The organism is Geodermatophilus sp. SYSU D00708 (genome assembly GCF_054050115.1).
In genome coordinates this window covers 30834-47077 of the sequence record NZ_JBJGYS010000004.1, presented here as the reverse complement: position 1 = coordinate 47077, position 16244 = coordinate 30834, and the positions used below count along the sequence as shown (strand labels likewise).

The window sequence follows — 16244 nt, the reverse complement described above, 5'->3', positions numbered from 1 at the left end:
CTCCGTGACCGTGTGACAACGGTCACGTGCACCATAGGCCCCCTGCCGCTGAGCAGCAGGACCGTGCCACGACGGGTCCGTCGAACGCCGTCCGGTCAGCGCGGCGAGCCGGTGCGCGACGAGCCGGTCAGTGCGATGTGCCGGCCGGTTGACGCGGCGTGCCGGTCACCCCGCCGGACGCGACCGCCGCCCCGCCGCGGCCCAGCGCGCGGAGGCGGCCACCGCGGGCGCGGCCCGGCGGGTGAGCCGGACGGCGCGGCGCCCCAGAGCCAGGGCGGAGAGCAGCGCGACCCCGCCGGCGAGGACGCTCAGCACGCCCGGCACCGTCTCCGCGGTGGCGACGAGTGCGCCGGCGACGAGCAGCGCGAGCAGGACCGCCGTGGACCGGCCGCGCGAGCCCCCACGGTCGCCGGGGAACGACCCCGTGCCCACGGGCGACCCGCAGTTCGACAGGTCCGGGTCGCAGTCGGGCGTGAGCCCGCTCATCGCAGGGTGCCGTTCTGGTGCAGGACAGCGCCCATGCGCGTCTCCTCCTCGGGGCCCCGTGGCCGACGGCGTGATGTCCGTCACACCGACAGTACGGTGGCGGCCACTCCCCGCTCAAGTGGGGAGTGGCCGCCGCCGTTCACCGGCCTGCTCAGCTGGCCTTCTTGCGCGCCCGCTTCTTCGGGGCGGCGGCCGCCGCGACCGCGTCGGGGTCGAGCATCGGCACCAGGTACCGGCCGGTGTGGCTCTCGGGGATCGTGGCGACGAACTCCGGGGGCCCCTCGGCGACGACCGTGCCGCCGCGGAAGCCGCCCTCCGGGCCCATGTCGATCAGCCAGTCGGCGCTCTTGATGACGTCGAGGTTGTGCTCGATGACGATCACCGAGTTGCCCTTGTCGACCAGGCCCTGCAGGACCAGCAGCAGCTTGCGGATGTCCTCGAAGTGCAGCCCGGTGGTGGGCTCGTCGAGGACGTAGATGCTGCGGCCGTTGCTGCGCTTCTGCAGCTCGCTGGCGAGCTTCACCCGCTGCGCCTCACCGCCGGAGAGCGTGGTGGCCGGCTGGCCGAGCCGCACGTACCCCAGGCCGACGTCGGTCAGGGTGCGCAGGTACCGGGCGATCGCCGGGATGGCGGCGAAGAAGTCCGCGGCCTCCTCGATCGGCATGTCGAGGACCTCGGCGACCGTCTTGCCCTTGTAGTGGACCTCGAGGGTCTCCCGGTTGAACCGGGCGCCCTTGCACACCTCACACGGGACGTAGACGTCCGGCAGGAAGTTCATCTCGATCTTCAGCGTGCCGTCGCCGGAGCACGCCTCACAGCGGCCGCCCTTGACGTTGAACGAGAACCGGCCGGGCTGGTAGCCGCGGATCTTGGCCTCGGACGTCTGGGCGAACAGCTTGCGGACGTGGTCCCAGACGCCGGTGTAGGTGGCCGGGTTGGACCGCGGGGTGCGGCCGATCGGCGACTGGTCGACGTGGACGACCTTGTCCAGCTGGTCGATCCCGGTGATGGTGCGGTGCCGGCCGGCCACCTGGCGCGCGCGGTTGAGCTGGTTGGCCAGCGTCGTGTACAGGATGTCGTTGACCAGCGTGGACTTGCCCGACCCGGACACGCCGGTGACCGCCACCAGGCAGCCCAGCGGGAAGGCGACGTCGATCCCGCGCAGGTTGTTCTCGCGGGCGCCCTTCACCACCAGCTCGCGACCGGGGGTGGGCTGACGGCGCACCTGCGGCACCGCGATCTCCTTGCGGCCGGACAGGTACGCGCCCGTGAGGGACCGCTCGCTGGCCAGCAGGTCGGCGACGGTGCCGCTGACGATCACCTCGCCGCCGTGCTCGCCGGCGCCGGGCCCGATGTCGACCACCCAGTCGGCGGTCTTGATCGTGTCCTCGTCGTGCTCGACGACGATGAGCGTGTTGCCCATGTCGCGCAGCCGCACGAGCGTCTCGATCAGCCGGGTGTTGTCCCGCTGGTGCAACCCGATCGACGGCTCGTCGAGGACGTAGAGGACGCCGACCAGCCCGGAGCCGATCTGCGTGGCCAGCCGGATCCGCTGCGCCTCACCGCCGGCGAGGGTGGCCGCCGGCCGGTCGAGGGACAGGTAGTCCAGGCCGACGTCGACGAGGAAGGACAGCCGCGCCTGGATCTCCCGCAGCACGCGGTCGGCGATCGCCTTCTCCCGCTCCCCCAGCTCCAGCGCGCCCAGCCACTGCGCGGCCTCGCCGATGGAGAGGCTGGTGACCTCGGCGATCGAGCGGCCGCCCAGCTTGACCGCGAGGATCTCCGGCTTGAGCCGGGTGCCGTGGCAGACGGGACAGGGCACGTCGCGCATGTAGCCCTCGTACTTGTCCCGCATGTAGTCGCTGTCGGTGTCCTCGTGCCGCCGCTCGAGGAAGGGCAGCACGCCCTCGAACGCGGCGTAATAGCTGCGCTCGCGGCCGTAGCGGTTCTTGTAGCGGACGTGCACCTGGTCCGGCGAGCCGTGCAGGATCGCCTTCTGCACCTTGGCGGGCAGCCGCTCCCAGGGGTCGTCCATGGAGAACCCCAGCTGCTGGGACAGGCCGGTGAGCAGCCGGGTGAAGTACTCGTTGCTCATCGAGGTCGACCACGGGGCGATCGCGCCCTGGGCCAGGCTCTTCTCCGGGTCGGGGACGACGAGCTCCGGGTCGACCTCCTTGCGGGTCCCGATGCCGGTGCACTCGGGGCAGGCGCCGAACGGCGAGTTGAACGAGAACGACCGCGGCTCCAGGGCCTCGAACGACAGGCCGTCGTCGACGCAGGCGAGGTGCTCGGAGAAGGTCCGCTCGCGGTGCGGGTCGCCGTCGGGCAGGTCGACGAAGTCGAGGACGACGAGCCCGCCGGCCAGGCCGAGCGCGGTCTCGACCGAGTCGGTGAGCCGGCGCTTGGCGCTCTCCTTGACGGTGAGCCGGTCGACGATCACCTCGATCGAGTGCTTCTCCTGCTTCTTCAGCTTGGGCGGCTCGGTGAGCTGGTGGACGACGCCGTCGACGCGCACCCGGGAGAAGCCCTGCGTCTGCAGGGAGCTGAACAGGTCGACGTACTCGCCCTTGCGGGCCCGGACGACGGGCGCGAGCACCTGGAACCGGGTGCCCTCCTCCATGGCGAGCACCTGGTCGACGATCTGCTGGGGCGTCTGCCGGGAGATCGGCTTGCCGCAGTTCGGGCAGTGCGGCTGCCCGGCGCGGGCGTACAGCAGCCGCAGGTAGTCGTAGACCTCGGTGATCGTGCCGACGGTCGACCGCGGGTTGCGGTTGGTCGACTTCTGGTCGATCGAGACGGCCGGCGAAAGGCCCTCGATGAAGTCGACGTCGGGCTTGTCCATCTGCCCGAGGAACTGCCGGGCGTAGGCCGACAGCGACTCGACGTACCGGCGCTGGCCCTCGGCGAAGATGGTGTCGAAGGCGAGGCTGGACTTCCCCGAGCCGGACAGCCCCGTGAAGACGATCAGCGCGTCGCGGGGCAGGTCGAGGTGGACGTCCTTGAGGTTGTGCTCGCGGGCGCCGCGGACGACGAGACGGTCCAATGTGATCCCTGTCGGTCAGCCGGGCCGGCCGGTCACGCAGGCCCGCGGTGGAGATGTCGAGATGTCGATGTGGACAACGCCGTCACCGCCCGCGCGCAATCCGTGACGACGGCGACGTTGCTGCTCGCCGGGGTGCTCGGACGGGAGCCGGGGAAGAGGCGCCGGCGGGGTCGAAGACCGGCGCGTGCCGGCGCCACGGCTGCCGCCGTTCCAGCTCTCCGGCCAGCCAGAGTAGTCGGCTCTCCGCTCCCGGGGGGCCGGCGATCTGGACCGACAGCGGGAGCCCGCCCGACCGCGTCCCGGCCGGCAGCACCAGTGCGGGCAGCCCGGCCAGGTTCCAGGCCGCCGTCCACGGGGCCCAGCGGGCGTTGGCTGTGACGTTGGCCATGAACGAGCGCTCGTGCCACGGCCGGGCCGGCAGCGGCGGGCCGGTGGTCACCGGGGTGAGCAGCACGTCGACGTCGGAGAAGAACGCCGCCATACGGTCCCGGAACCGCTCGGCCGTTCCCGGCCGGACCAGGCCGGCGGCGCGGACGAGCCGGCCGATGCGGGCGTGGGTGCGGCTGCGCCGCTGCAGGTCGGCCAGGGGGATGCCGAGGTGCGCGGCGTCGTCGGCGGCGCCGGCCAGCCAGCGCGCGATCGTGCCGGCGGCGGCCGAGGCCGGCACCGGGGGGTCGCGGCGGACCACCGTGTGCCCGGCCGCGACCAGCGCGGCGACGACCCGCTCCACCGCTGCGAGGGCCTCGGCGTCGGCCCGGACACCGGGCACCGGTGACCGGGTGGACACCGCGACCCGCAGCGGCCGGCCGGGCGGCTCGAGCGGCGCCGGCTCCTCCCCCGCCATGACCGCGTGCGCCACGGCGAGGTCGGCCACCGTCGTCGCCAGCGCGCCGTTCTCGGCCATACCCGACCAGTCGTCGGCGCCGATGCCGGCCGGCACGACTCCGCGGCCCGGTTTGAGGGCGACCAGCCCGCACGCGGCGGCGGGCAGGCGCAGCGAGCCCATCCCGTCGTTGCCGTGGGCGAGCGGCACCGCGCCCGACGCGACCGCCGCCGCGCTGCCTCCCGAGCTGCCCGCCGGGGAGCGGGCGGTGTCCCAGGGGTTGCGGGTGACCGCACCGGGGCCGTCGGTGGAGGCGTAGAGGCACAGCTCGGGGGCCCGGGTGATGCCGACGACGACCGCGCCGGCGGCCCGCAGGCGGGCGACCACCGGGTGGTCCGCGGCGGCCGTGCGCTGCGGGCAGGCCGGGGAGCCGTCGGTGCAGGCGTCCCCCGCCACCGCCACGTTGTCCTTGACCGCGATCGGCACCCCGGCCAGGGGCAGCGCCGCGCGGCCGGGCGCGGCGTCGACGGCGGCGGCCTCGGCCAACGCGGCCTCGCGGCGGACCACGCGGAAGGCGCCCACCCGGGGCTCGACCTCGTCCAGGTGGGCGAGGTGGGCCCGGACGACCTCGACCGCCGTCAGCTCCCCCGCCCGGACGCGCGTGGCGAGCTCGGTGGCCGGGAGGCCGACGACGCCGCTCCGACCAGGGACGCCGTGCCGGGCACCGACCTCGAGACCTCCGCTAGCGTCCATGGCAGGACCGTATCCACGGCCGCCGACACTTCTCGAACGGAGTCTGGGATGAGCTCGGGGACCTACACCGGCGACGTCGAGGTCGGCGGGCCCGCCGACGTCCGGGAGCTGCCGGGGCTGACCATCAGCAAGATCGCCGTGAGCGAGATGGCGAACAACGCCTACCTGCTGCGCGACCAGGAGACCTGCGAGGCCCTGCTCGTGGACGCCGCCGCCGAGCCGGAGACGCTGCGCGCGTTCATCGGCGACGCCGACGTGCGCACCGTCGTCACCACCCACGGGCACTGGGACCACCACCGCGCCCTGCCGCAGGTCGTCGAGGCCACCGGCGCGACCACGGTCGCCCACCCCGCCGACGCCGACGACCTACCGGTCCCCCTCGACCGGCCGGTGGAGCACGGCGACACGGTGACCGTGGGCAGCCAGACGCTGGAGGTCGTCCACCTGCGCGGGCACACGCCGGGCAGCATCGCGCTGGTCTGGCGCGGCCCGGGGGACGCCGGCACGCACGTGTTCACCGGCGACAGCCTCTTCCCGGGCGGGGTCGGCAACACCCAGCAGGACCCGCAGCGCTTCGCCAGCCTGATCGACGACGTCGAGCAGCGGCTGTTCGCCGTCCTGCCCGACGACGCCTGGGTCTACCCCGGCCACGGCAAGGACACCACGATCGGCGCCGAGCGCCCGCATCTGGGCGAGTGGCGGGCGCGCGGCTGGTAGCCGGTCGGGGCCGGCTCCGAGGCGCCGGCTGCCCTCGGTCGGGATCCGTCGCCGGCCGGCTCGTGCCGTTCGGGCGTGAGGTGGCCAAGCCCTGTCCCGCTCGGATGCCCGTTCGGCGACCGGTCAGAACGCGACGGCGGGGGGCATCTGCTCGGCGGCATCGGCCTCCGCGACCAGGACCGTGACGCCCTTGTCCCGCAGTCGTGAGACGTCATCGGGTGACGTGGCCGCGTCGACGACGACCACGTCGAAGTCGGGGACGGCGATGTGCGCGTGCAGAGCCCGCTTGGTGAACTTGGAGTGGTCCACCATGAGGACGCGCTTGGCAGCTGACTCGAACATGGCCCGTTTGACGAGTGCCGCGTCGTGGTGCTGGTGGAAGCAGATGTCGTCGGTGATCGCCGGCGTGGACATGAAGAGGATGTCGGCGCGCAGCGAGCGCAGGGCGTCGAGCGTGACGCTGCCCATGTACGCGTCGCACCACTGATAGTGCTGGCCGCCCAGTGCGATCAGGGCGATCCCCGGGTGCCCGACAAGCTCCGTGATGGCGCGCTGGAAGTTCGTGATGACCGTCAGCGGCTGGCGCTGCGGCAGCATGTGGGCCAGGTGCAACCCGGTCGTCGAGTCGTCCAGGATGACCGCCTGGCCGGGTTCCACGAGGCTGAAGGCCGCCCCCGCCAGCGCCTGCTTCTCCTGCCGGTTCTCCCGGTCCCTGTACTCCGGGCTCGACTCGAACAGGCTGGTGGCCACTGCGGTCACCACACCCCGCGACTTGCGCAGGATGCCGCGGGCTTCGAGGGTGTCGAGGTCGCGGTGGACGGTCATGGTGCTCACACCGAAGCGCTCGGCGAGCTCCTCGATGCGCATCGATCCCGCGCTGAGCACCAGCTCGGTGATCGCGTCGTGCCGTTCGCTGGGGCGCAGGTGATGTGGGGCGCGGCTCCGATCGCTGCTCTCCGAGCCTGCTGACACCGAGTTCCTCCGGACAGGGTTGGACATGCGGGCCTCCACTCCCTACCACGCGATGGACGTCGGCACGAGCGACCGCTCTGCGTCAGACGGGCGTGGTGGGGGCCGGGATGCCGGCCCCCACCACGCCCGGTGTCACTGTTCGTTCGCGATGTCCCCGGACTCGAGGTTCTGCTGGATCAGGTCGGGGAGGCGCTCGAGGAACGCGTCCTTCTCCGTCACCACGTTCGCCATGTACTGGTCGACGTTCTCCGAGGTGATGGGCGGCATGACATAGGTGTACTGCTTCTCGACCTGCTCGCCATCGACGACGCGCTTCGCCACGGCAAGGCCGGCACCGAGCTCCACCCGGCCGTGCTGGAGCGACGAACCGATGAAGTCGCCGTTCTGGACCGCCCTCAGGCCGTCCTCGATACCGTCGATGCCGACGACCGGCACGTCCATGCCGGCCTCGTTGAGGGCCTGCACGGCGCCGAGCCCCATGTCGTCGTTCTCGGCGACGACGCCGTCGATCTGGTCACCGAAGCTGGAGATCCAGTTCTTGACCTTGTTGACGGCCTCGTCCCGCTTCCAGTTCGCGGTGTCCATCGCGAGGACGTTGATGCCCGGGTTCTCCTCGAGGACGGACTGGATGCCCTCGGTGCGGTCCAGCTCCGGGGAGGAGCCGAGCGGACCCTGCAGGATGAGGATGTTGCCCTGGCCGCCGAGCGCATCGGCCATCATCTGCATCTCCTGCGCGCCGGCGGCGACGTCGTCGGGCAGGACGGAGCTGGTGATCGCGCTCTCGTCGGTGAGCGTCGTGTTGACGGCGATCACCGGGATGTCCGCCGCCTGGGCCGCCTGCAGCTGCGGGCCGAGGGAGTCGGCCTGCACCGGGACGATGATGATGGCGTCGACGCCGGCGTTGACCAGCTGATCGACCTGGGTGGCCTGGGTGGAGACGTCGTTGCCCGCCGAGTTCCACAGGAGCTCGATGTTGTTGGCCTCGGCGTAGGCCTCCATCCCCTCCTGGCCTTGGGTGATGAACGACGACATGTCGTAGACGGTCACGCCGACCCGGATGGGGCCCTCGCCGTCGGCGTTCGCCGACTCGTCGCCGGCGCCACAGGCGGCGGTGCCCAGCAGGAGGACACCCCCCAGGGCGACCGCCCCGCGGCGCATCGTTCCTCGAACCATCGGTTGCTCCTTTGCTGTCGTGCTCGGGACACGGGGCACGGTTGAGCCCCGGGGCTTGCTGGAATGCGGCCCGGAGACCGGGTCGAGGTGGCTACGTGGTGCGGCGCCGGGAGGCCCACATGTCGACGGCCACGGCACTCACGATGAGGACGCCGCTGATGACCGCCTGCCAGTACGCCGGGACGACGAGGATGTCCAGCCCGTTGTTGAGCGTCTGGATCAGCAGGAGGCCGAGCAGGGTGCCCCAGATGGTGCCGCGGCCACCCATGAGGCTCGCTCCGCCGATGACGACGGCGGCGATGGCGTCCAGTTCGTATCCGGCGCCGAGGTTGGGCGGGCCGGAGATGACGCGGGACGAGAGGATGATCCCGGAGAGCCCGGCGAGGGCGCCGCTGAGGACGTAGACGCTGGTGAGCGTGCGGCGGGTGTTGACGCCGGCGACCTCGGCCGCGGTGCGGTTGCCGCCGACGGCGTAGATGCGCAGGCCGAAGGCGGTTCGCTTCATCACGGCGCCGAGGACGACGAACCCGAGGATCATGATGATGACGGGGGCCTGCAGGCCCAGGATCTGGGTGTTCGCGATCCGGCCGTACTCGCTGGGCAGGCCGTTGATCGGTGCACCACCACCGATGACGTACGCCAGACCGGATGCAGCGGTCAGCATGCCGAGCGTGGTCACGAAGGGTGCGACGTTGAGCCGGCTGATGACCAGCCCGTTGACCAGACCGGCGAGAAGGCCCACCCCGACCCCGGCGGCCACCGCCAGCCACAGCCGCTCCGGATGGCCGAGGACCACCGAGGCGCCGGTCATGGCGCTGAGGGCGATGACGCTGCCCACCGAGAGGTCGATGCCGCCCGTCAGGATCACCAGGGTCTGGCCGAGGGCGACGAGCGCGAACGGGGCCGCGGCGATGAGGATCGTGCGGAAGTTGGAGAGGGTGGCGAAGCGCGCGCTCTCGTAGCTGAAGTACGCCATGACCAGCAGCAGGACGATGACCATGGAGTTGCGGATCAGCAGCTCCTCGATCCGCGCCCGGTTCCAGCGGGACGTGGAGGGCGCCTGGTCAGGCGCGGGCAGGCCCGGTGTGGTGACCGACGTGGATGTGCTCACGGGGGACTCCTGGATGGTGGGGCGGCGTGGCGGGACGAAGGGGGTCAGGCAGCGGACGAGCCGTCGGTGATCGGGGTGGCCTGACCGCTGGCCAGGCGGAAGATCTGCTCCTGGGCGTCGTCCCGGTCGAGGGCGGCCCGATCGAGCTCGCCGGCGATGCCCCCGGCGCGGACGACGAGCACCCGGTGGCTCAACCCGATCAGCTCCGGCATGTCGGAGCTGACGAGGACGACCGCCAGCCCGGAGGCGGCCAGGTCCCGGATGATCGAGTAGATCTCCCCGCGGGCGCCGACGTCCACGCCACGGGTGGGCTCGTCCAGGAGCAGCACGTTGGTGTTGTGGGTCAGCCAGCGGGCCAGGACGACCTTCTGCTGGTTGCCACCCGACAGCGTCCCGACGGTCTGGTCGAGGCCGCGGGAGCGCAGCGAGACGGACTCGGTGGCCTTGCCCACCGCGGCCCGCCGGCGCCGTCCCTGGATCCAGCCCGCCACGGAGAACGACGACAGGTGCGGGAGGCTGCCGTTGTCCAGCACGGAGCGGGTGAGGACGAGACCGGCTCCCTTGCGGTCCTCCGGCACCAGGGCGACGCCGGCGCGGATGGCCTCCGCGGGAGCGTTGCGCGTGACGGGGCGGCCTGCGACCTCGACGGCGCCCTCCACCGAGTGCCGGATGCCGAAGAGCGCCTCGACGATCTCGGTCCGCCCCGCGCCCACGAGGCCACCGAGCCCGAGGATCTCGCCCTTGTTGACGGTGAGGTCCACGGCGGGGCCACCGCGCTCCAGCTGGAGCCCGGACACCCGTAGCCCGACCTCCGAGGACACCGGACCGGTCTCGGGGAAGAGGTCGCCGAGATCGCGGCCGATCATCGCCCGGACGATGCCGTCCTCCGACGTCTCCTCGAGCGGCGCGTCGAGCACCAGCTGCCCGTCGCGGAGGACGACCACGGTGTCGGCGAGCTCCTGGATCTCCGCCATCCGGTGGGTCGTGTAGAGCATGGCCACGCCCTGTTCCTTGAGGCGCCGCACGACCGCGTAGAGCCGGTCGACCTCGCGCTCGGGGATGGACGACGTCGGCTCGTCCAGGAAGAGCACCTTGGCGCCCCAGGTGGTGGCCTTGGCGATCTCGACGATCTGGGTGAGGGCCACCGACAGCCGGTTCATCCGTGTGCGGGGGTCGATGTCGACGTCGAAGACCTCGAGCATCTCGCGGGCCTCGGCGATCATCGCCCGCCGGTTGAGCGTCCCGGCCGGCGTCCGTGACTCACGGCCGACGAAGAGGTTCTCGTAGACCGTCAGGTCGGGGTACGGCGCCAGCTCCTGCGGGACGATGGCCACCCCCAGCTTGCGCACGTGCAGAGGGTCGTGGTGGGTGAGCAGCTGACCGTTGATCAGGACCTGCCCGGCGTCCGGGCGCACCTGGCCGGTGGCGATCTTCATCAGGGTGGACTTCCCGGCCCCGTTCTCCCCGGCGAGGGCGATGAGGCGGCCCGGGTGCATGGAGAAGCTGACCCCGCGGAGCACCGGTACCCCGCCGAAGGCCTTGTGCAGGTCTCGCACCTCGAGCGCGGGACTGGTTGCCATGGAGATCTCTCCCGGAGGGTCGTCCGCCCGCGGCCCTTACCACGTGGCGATGGCGGGAACGTAACGAGCAGAGTGTGAGAAGTAAAGAGTGTTGACGGAGGTTGTCACATCTGAGATGTTGCGTTCCGCAGCGCTCTTGTTGCTTATCGCCGAAGCCGTGTGATCACCGTCCGTCCACTCCTCTGAGGAGAGACCACCCATGCCCGACGACACTCCGACCGTCGACCTGTCGTTCGACCTGGACGGGAAGGTCGCCCTCGTCACGGGAGGCGCGTCCGGGATCGGGGGGGCGATCGCCCAGGCGTACGCGGCCAAGGGCGCGCAGGTGGCGATCGTCGACCTGAACGGGGAGGTGGCACAGCGGCACGCCGATGCGGTCGGCAACGGCGCCCGTGCGTTCAGCTGCGACGTCTCCGACCCCGACTCGGTGGAGAACGCCGTCGCGATGGTGATCGACGCCTTCGGGCGCATCGACGTGCTCGTCAACAGCGCCGGAGTCGTCATGCTCGCACCCGCCGAGGAGATCGGCGTGTCCGCCTGGCGGACGACTCTGGACGTGAACCTGACCGGCACCTTCTTCGTGGCTCAGGCGGTCGGGCGGCACATGCTCGCCGCTGGGCGGGGCGCGATCATCAACCTCGCCTCGCAGGCGGCCTCGGTCGCTCTCGACCAGCACGTCGCCTACTGCGCGTCCAAGTTCGGCGTGGTCGGCGTGACCAAGGTCCTGGCTGCAGAATGGGCTGGCCGTGGGGTCACGGTCAACTCGATCTCCCCGACCGTGGTCCTCACCGACCTCGGCCGCAAGGCGTGGGAGGGCCCCAAGGGCGACGCCCTCAAGGCACTGATCCCGACCGGCCGGTTCGCCCTGCCGGAGGAGATCGCCGCGGCTGCCGTCTTCCTGGCCTCCGACGCCGCGCGCATGGTCAACGGCGCGGACCTCCTGGTCGACGGCGGCTACACCATCCGCTGACCGCCGGCACCGGCCGCCGCCCGCGGGCCGGCGGCCGGTGCCGGCGCACCCCCTCACCCCCTCGTCCATGGGAGGACGTCCGTGACCCGCCTGTACGACGACCCGGCCACCTTCACCGAGGACATGGTCACCGGTTTCCTCGACGCCCACGCCGGCCGCGTGGTGGGCGTCCCCGGTGGCGTCGTCCGCGCGAGTCGACCGCGGCCGGGCAAGGTCGGCGTCGTCGTCGGCGGCGGGTCCGGGCACTACCCCGCCTTCTGCGGGGTGGTCGGCCCCGGCTTCGCCGACGGGGCGGTGATCGGGAACGTGTTCACCTCGCCGTCGGCCGCGGAGGCGGCCTCGGTCGGCCGGGCCGTGGACGCCGGTGCCGGCGTGCTGCTGACCACGGGGAACTACGCCGGCGACGTGATGAACTTCGGGCTCGGCGTCGACCGCCTGCGGTCCGAGGGCATCGACGCCCGGTACTTCGCGGTGACCGACGACGTGGCCAGCGCGCCGGTCTCGGAGATCACCAAGCGGCGCGGCATCGCCGGCGACTTCACCGTCTTCAAGTGCGCCTCGGCGGCGGCGGAGGAGGGCTACGACCTCGACGGCGTGGAGCGGGTGGCCCGGCTGGCCAACGACCGCACCCGCACGCTCGGCGTGGCCTTCGACGGTTGCACCATGCCCGGCGCCCAGGAGCCGCTGTTCACCGTGCCGCAGGGGATGATGGGCCTCGGCCTGGGCATCCACGGCGAGCCCGGTGTCTCCGAGCAGCCGATGCCCACCGCCTCGGAGCTCGCCGGGATCCTGGTCGACGGGCTGCTCGCCGAGACGCCGGCGGGGGCCGGCACGCGCGTCGCGGCGATCCTCAACGGACTCGGGCGCACCAAGTACGAGGAACTGTTCATCGTCTGGGCGTCCGTGGCCCGCCGGCTCCGCGACGCCGGACTGGAGGTCGTCGAGCCAGAGGTGGGCGAACTCGTCACCAGCCTCGACATGGCCGGCTGTTCCCTGACCCTGATGTGGCTGGACGAGGAGCTCGACCGCTTCTGGCGCGCTCCGGCCGACACCCCCGCGTACCGCAAGGGCGCGCTCGGCGCCGAGGGCGGTGAGGAGCTCCGCTCGGCCGGCGAGGCCACCGTGAGCGCCGCCGGTACCGCCGGGGCCGCCGTCGTCGACGAGGCGACCCGCGACTGCGCCGTCCGCGTCGTGGCCGCGGTGTCGGCGATGGCCCAGGACATGGCCGCGATGGAGGAGGAGCTGGGGCGCATCGACGCCGTCGCCGGTGACGGCGACCACGGGCGCGGCATGGTGCGCGGCACCGCGGCCGCGCGCGACGCCGCCCGCGCCGCCCTCGACACCGGGGCCGGTCCCGGCACGGTGCTCGTGCAGGCCGGCGACGCCTGGGCGGCCAAGGCCGGCGGCACCTCCGGCGTCCTCTGGGGCGCGGCGCTCGCCGCGGTCGGGCAGCGGATCGGTGACTCCGGCGTCCCGACACCGGAGGTGGTCGCCGCCGCGGTCCGCGACGGCTACGACGCCCTCGTCCGGCTCGGCAAGGCCGAACCGGGGGACAAGACCATGCTCGACGCCCTGCTGCCGTTCACCGAGGCGTTGTCCGCCGCCGTGGACGGCGGGCAGCACCTGTGGCCGGCCTGGGACGACGCCGCGCGCCGCGCGGAGCAGGCCGCGCAGGACACCGCCGCGCTGCGGCCGAAGGTGGGGCGGGCCCGTCCACTGGCAGAGCGCAGCGTCGGCACGCCCGACGCCGGAGCGATGTCCCTGGCCGCCTGCCTGCGCACGGTCGGCCGCGTCCTCGGCGAGGCCTGACGGCCGTCTCCCTTCCCAACGACGAACGAACAGAGGAGCTTGCGCATGTCCGACCGGCTGAGGGTCGTCGTCGGATCCGACGACGCGGGACTGCAGTACAAGGAGACGCTGAAGGCGGACCTGCAGGGCGACGAGCGGGTTGCCGAGGTGACCGACGTGGGCGTGAACGCCGACGACACCACCGCCTACCCGCACGTGGCGGTGGCCGCCGCGCAGCTCATCGCGGAGGGCAAGGCCGACCGGGCGGTGCTGGTCTGCGGGACCGGCCTCGGCGTGGCGATCAGTGCCAACAAGGTCCCGGGAATCCGGGCGGTGACCGCGCACGACAGCTTCTCCGTGGAGCGGGCCGTGCTCAGCAACGACGCCCAGGTGCTCTGCCTGGGTCAGCGGGTCATCGGCATCGAGCTGGCCCGGCGGCTCGTCCGGGAGTACCTGGGCTACCGCTTCGACCCCGCCTCCGCGTCGGCGGCGAAGGTCGATGCCATCCGCGGTTACGAGGCCGCGAGCGGACAGGCCGACTCCGCGACCGAGATCGCGCTCGAGGAGGACATGGCGCGGGCTCGCTGCGACTGACCTCGACCCGACCGGGCCTCCACGCACACGCGAGAGCGAGAGCATGAGCCAGAGCACCAACGCCTCCAGCACCGAGGGCGCCGCCGGTGACGCCGACCGCGCCTGGCGGTCGATCAACACCATCCGGACCCTGGCCATGGACGCCGTCCAGGCCGCTCGTTCCGGGCACCCGGGCACGGCGATGGCGCTTGCGCCGGTGGCGTACACGCTGTGGCAGAACCACCTGCGCTACGACCCCGAGCTGCCGATCTGGGCGAACCGGGACCGGTTCGTGCTCTCGGTGGGACACGCCTCCACCTTGCTCTACAACCTCATCCACCTCTCCGGCGTCACGTCGGTGGACTCGCAGTACGAGACCCGCGGGAAACCCGCCGTCTCACTGGAGGACCTGCGTCGCTTCCGGCAACTGGACTCGAAGACACCGGGGCATCCCGAGTACCGGTGGACCTCCGGTGTGGAGTGCACCACCGGCCCGCTGGGCACCGGCATCGCCACCAGCGTCGGCATGGCGATCGCCGGGCAGTGGCAGGCGGCGGCGTTCAACCGGCCGGGCTTCGAGCTGTTCGACCACGACGTCTACGCCCTGTGCGGTGACGGCGACCTGATGGAGGGCATCGGCGCTGAGGCGGCGTCGCTGGCCGGGCACCTGCGGCTGTCGAACCTGTGCTGGATCTACGACAGCAACCGCATCACCATCGAGGGCAGTATCGACCTCGCCTTCAGCGAGGACGTCGCCCGTCGCTTCACCGCGCTCGGCTGGGCCGTGGAGCACGTGACCGACGCGAACGACCTTGCCGCGCTCGATCGGGCGTTCACCTCGTTCAAGGCCACCGCCGACCGGCCGACGCTGATCATCGTCGACACCGTCATCGGGTACGGCGCACCGACCAAGCAGGGCACCGCGGCGGCGCACGGGGAGCCGCTGGGCGAGGAGGAGGTACGGGCGGCGAAGCGGTTCTTCGGCTGGCCGGAGGATGCCCGGTTCCTCGTCCCCGAGGACGTCTATGCGGACTTCCAGGACGGTGTGCGCAGCCGCGGCCGGAAGCTGCGCACCGCGTGGGAACAGCTCTACGCCCGCTACGCCACCGAGTACCCCGACCTCGCCGAAGGCCTGGACAGGATGCAGCGCCGCCTGCTGCCCGACGGCTGGGACGCCGATCTGCCGCGCTTCCCGACGGACCCGAAGGGCATGGCGGGGCGAGATGCCAGCGGGACGGTGCTCAACGCGATCGCACAGCGGGTGCCCTGGCTGCTGGGCGGGTCGGCGGACCTGGCGCCGTCCAACAAGAGCCGGCTCACCTTCGCCGGTGCCGGGGACTTCGGCGCCGACGACCGGGGCGGGCGCAACCTGCACTTCGGCGTGCGGGAGCACGCCGCCGCGGCCGTGGCCAACGGGCTGGCGTTGTCGAAGGTGCGTGCCTACCAGGCGGGGTTCCTCATCTTCTCCGACTTCCAGCGCGGTGCGGTGCGGCTGTCGGCCCTGATGGAACTGCCGGTGATCCACCTCTTCACCCACGACTCCATCGGCGTCGGCGAGGACGGTCCCACCCACCAACCGGTCGAGCACCTGGCCTCGTTGCGCGCGATGCCCGGGATGATCGACCTGCGGCCCGCCGACGCCAACGAGGTGGTCGAGGCGTGGCGGACCATCTTGCCGCTGCGGCACGAGCCGGTCGCTCTCGTGCTCTCCCGCCAGGCGCTGCCCACGCTGGACCGCAGCCGCTACGCCTCCGCGGCCGGCGTGGCGCGGGGCGCCTACGTGCTCGCCGGTGACCCTGAGCGCGTCCCCGACGTCATCCTGATCGCCACCGGCAGCGAGGTCGCACTCGCCGTGGCCGCCCACGAGCAGCTCGTCTCCGAGGGCATCGCCTCCCGGGTGGTGAGCATGCCGTCGATGGAGCTGTTCGACCGGCAGCCGCAGGGCTACCGCGACGAGGTCCTCCCGCCGTCCGTCACCGCCCGCGTCGCCGTCGAGCAGGCCTCGTCCTTCGGCTGGGACCGCTGGGTGGGGTCCGGTGGCCGGATCATCGCCATGAGCACCTTCGGCTCCTCGGCTCCGCTCAAGGACCTGCAGACGAAGTTCGGCTTCACCCCGGAGGCGGTGGCCGCTGCCGCCCGCGAGCTGGTGGCAGCCCCGGGCCGGGGAGCTGAGGGAGGCCGTCCCGGCTGACCGCTGACCACGTCGGGGAGGCGTCGCCCCGGAGTGGCGAGAGGGCGGTGGGTGACGGGCCGGC

12 protein-coding genes are annotated in these 16244 nt (G+C 72.4%); 5 read left to right on the top strand and 7 right to left on the bottom strand.

The annotated features are described in order from the left end of the window. Positions 1–165: 165 nt before the first annotated feature. The 3 genes from ACI79D_RS05210 to ACI79D_RS05200 all read right to left on the bottom strand — a co-directional run bounded on the left by ACI79D_RS05210 (position 166) and on the right by ACI79D_RS05200 (position 5105). On the bottom strand, positions 166–486 hold the full coding sequence (locus tag ACI79D_RS05210; protein ID WP_456917255.1) for a hypothetical protein: 321 nt from the start codon (positions 484–486) through the stop codon (positions 166–168). A 151-nt stretch (positions 487–637) separates the two neighbouring features. Beyond that, positions 638–3529 carry an excinuclease ABC subunit UvrA gene (gene uvrA / locus ACI79D_RS05205; RefSeq protein WP_456917254.1) on the bottom strand — a complete coding sequence of 964 codons (2892 nt, stop codon included), beginning with the start codon at positions 3527–3529 and terminating at the stop codon, positions 638–640. 82 nt (positions 3530–3611) lie between these two features. Next, positions 3612–5105, bottom strand: coding sequence for an amidase (locus ACI79D_RS05200; RefSeq protein WP_456917253.1), 1494 nt, complete (start codon positions 5103–5105; stop codon positions 3612–3614). 48 nt (positions 5106–5153) lie between these two features. Here ACI79D_RS05200 and ACI79D_RS05195 point away from each other — a divergent pair, with 48 nt between their 5' ends. Further along, complete coding sequence (locus ACI79D_RS05195; protein WP_456917252.1) at positions 5154–5822, top strand: MBL fold metallo-hydrolase; 669 nt, start codon at positions 5154–5156, stop codon at positions 5820–5822. A gap of 123 nt (positions 5823–5945) precedes the next feature. On the opposite strand, the gene ACI79D_RS05190 is transcribed toward ACI79D_RS05195, so the two are convergent. The 4 genes from ACI79D_RS05190 to ACI79D_RS05175 form a co-directional block, all read right to left on the bottom strand. Further along, the gene (locus ACI79D_RS05190) at positions 5946–6794 is read right to left on the bottom strand and encodes a DeoR/GlpR family DNA-binding transcription regulator (protein ID WP_456917251.1); all 849 of its coding nucleotides are present in this window, start codon (positions 6792–6794) and stop codon (positions 5946–5948) included. A 132-nt stretch (positions 6795–6926) separates the two neighbouring features. Next, positions 6927–7967, bottom strand: a complete 1041-nt coding sequence (locus ACI79D_RS05185) for a substrate-binding domain-containing protein (protein ID WP_456917250.1) — start codon at positions 7965–7967, stop codon at positions 6927–6929. Between the two features lie 91 nt (positions 7968–8058). Next, positions 8059–9078 (bottom strand): ABC transporter permease, encoded by a 1020-nt coding sequence (locus ACI79D_RS05180; RefSeq protein WP_456917249.1) that lies wholly within the window; start codon positions 9076–9078, stop codon positions 8059–8061. 44 nt (positions 9079–9122) lie between these two features. Continuing rightward, positions 9123–10658, bottom strand: a complete 1536-nt coding sequence (locus tag ACI79D_RS05175; RefSeq protein WP_456917248.1) for a sugar ABC transporter ATP-binding protein — start codon at positions 10656–10658, stop codon at positions 9123–9125. Positions 10659–10857: 199 nt separating this feature from the next. On the opposite strand from ACI79D_RS05175, the gene ACI79D_RS05170 reads away from it, so the two are divergent. From ACI79D_RS05170 to tkt, 4 genes are all read left to right on the top strand, one after another. Beyond that, positions 10858–11628, top strand: a complete 771-nt coding sequence (locus tag ACI79D_RS05170; protein WP_456917247.1) for a GolD/DthD family dehydrogenase — start codon at positions 10858–10860, stop codon at positions 11626–11628. An 81-nt stretch (positions 11629–11709) separates the two neighbouring features. Further along, positions 11710–13437, top strand: coding sequence for a dihydroxyacetone kinase family protein (locus ACI79D_RS05165; protein ID WP_456917246.1), 1728 nt, complete (start codon positions 11710–11712; stop codon positions 13435–13437). 45 nt (positions 13438–13482) lie between these two features. Beyond that, positions 13483–14010, top strand: a complete 528-nt coding sequence (locus tag ACI79D_RS05160; protein WP_456917245.1) for a ribose-5-phosphate isomerase — start codon at positions 13483–13485, stop codon at positions 14008–14010. Between the two features lie 43 nt (positions 14011–14053). Next, a complete protein-coding gene (gene tkt, locus ACI79D_RS05155) occupies positions 14054–16180 on the top strand; it encodes a transketolase (RefSeq protein ID WP_456917244.1) in 2127 nt (708 codons plus the stop codon). Positions 16181–16244: the final 64 nt, after the last annotated feature.

Bases quoted from the DNA above. Each gene is read 5' to 3' on its own strand.
- ACI79D_RS05185 (WP_456917250.1), bottom strand. From the start codon at position 7,967: ATGGTTCGAGGAACGATGCGCCGCGGGGCGGTCGCCCTGGGGGGTGTC.
- ACI79D_RS05170 (WP_456917247.1), top strand. From the start codon at position 10,858: ATGCCCGACGACACTCCGACCGTCGACCTGTCGTTCGACCTGGACGGG.
- tkt (WP_456917244.1), top strand. From the start codon at position 14,054: ATGAGCCAGAGCACCAACGCCTCCAGCACCGAGGGCGCCGCCGGTGAC.
- ACI79D_RS05210 (WP_456917255.1), bottom strand. From the start codon at position 486: ATGAGCGGGCTCACGCCCGACTGCGACCCGGACCTGTCGAACTGCGGG.
- ACI79D_RS05195 (WP_456917252.1), top strand. From the start codon at position 5,154: ATGAGCTCGGGGACCTACACCGGCGACGTCGAGGTCGGCGGGCCCGCC.
- ACI79D_RS05200 (WP_456917253.1), bottom strand. From the start codon at position 5,105: ATGGACGCTAGCGGAGGTCTCGAGGTCGGTGCCCGGCACGGCGTCCCT.
- ACI79D_RS05175 (WP_456917248.1), bottom strand. From the start codon at position 10,658: ATGGCAACCAGTCCCGCGCTCGAGGTGCGAGACCTGCACAAGGCCTTC.
- ACI79D_RS05160 (WP_456917245.1), top strand. From the start codon at position 13,483: ATGTCCGACCGGCTGAGGGTCGTCGTCGGATCCGACGACGCGGGACTG.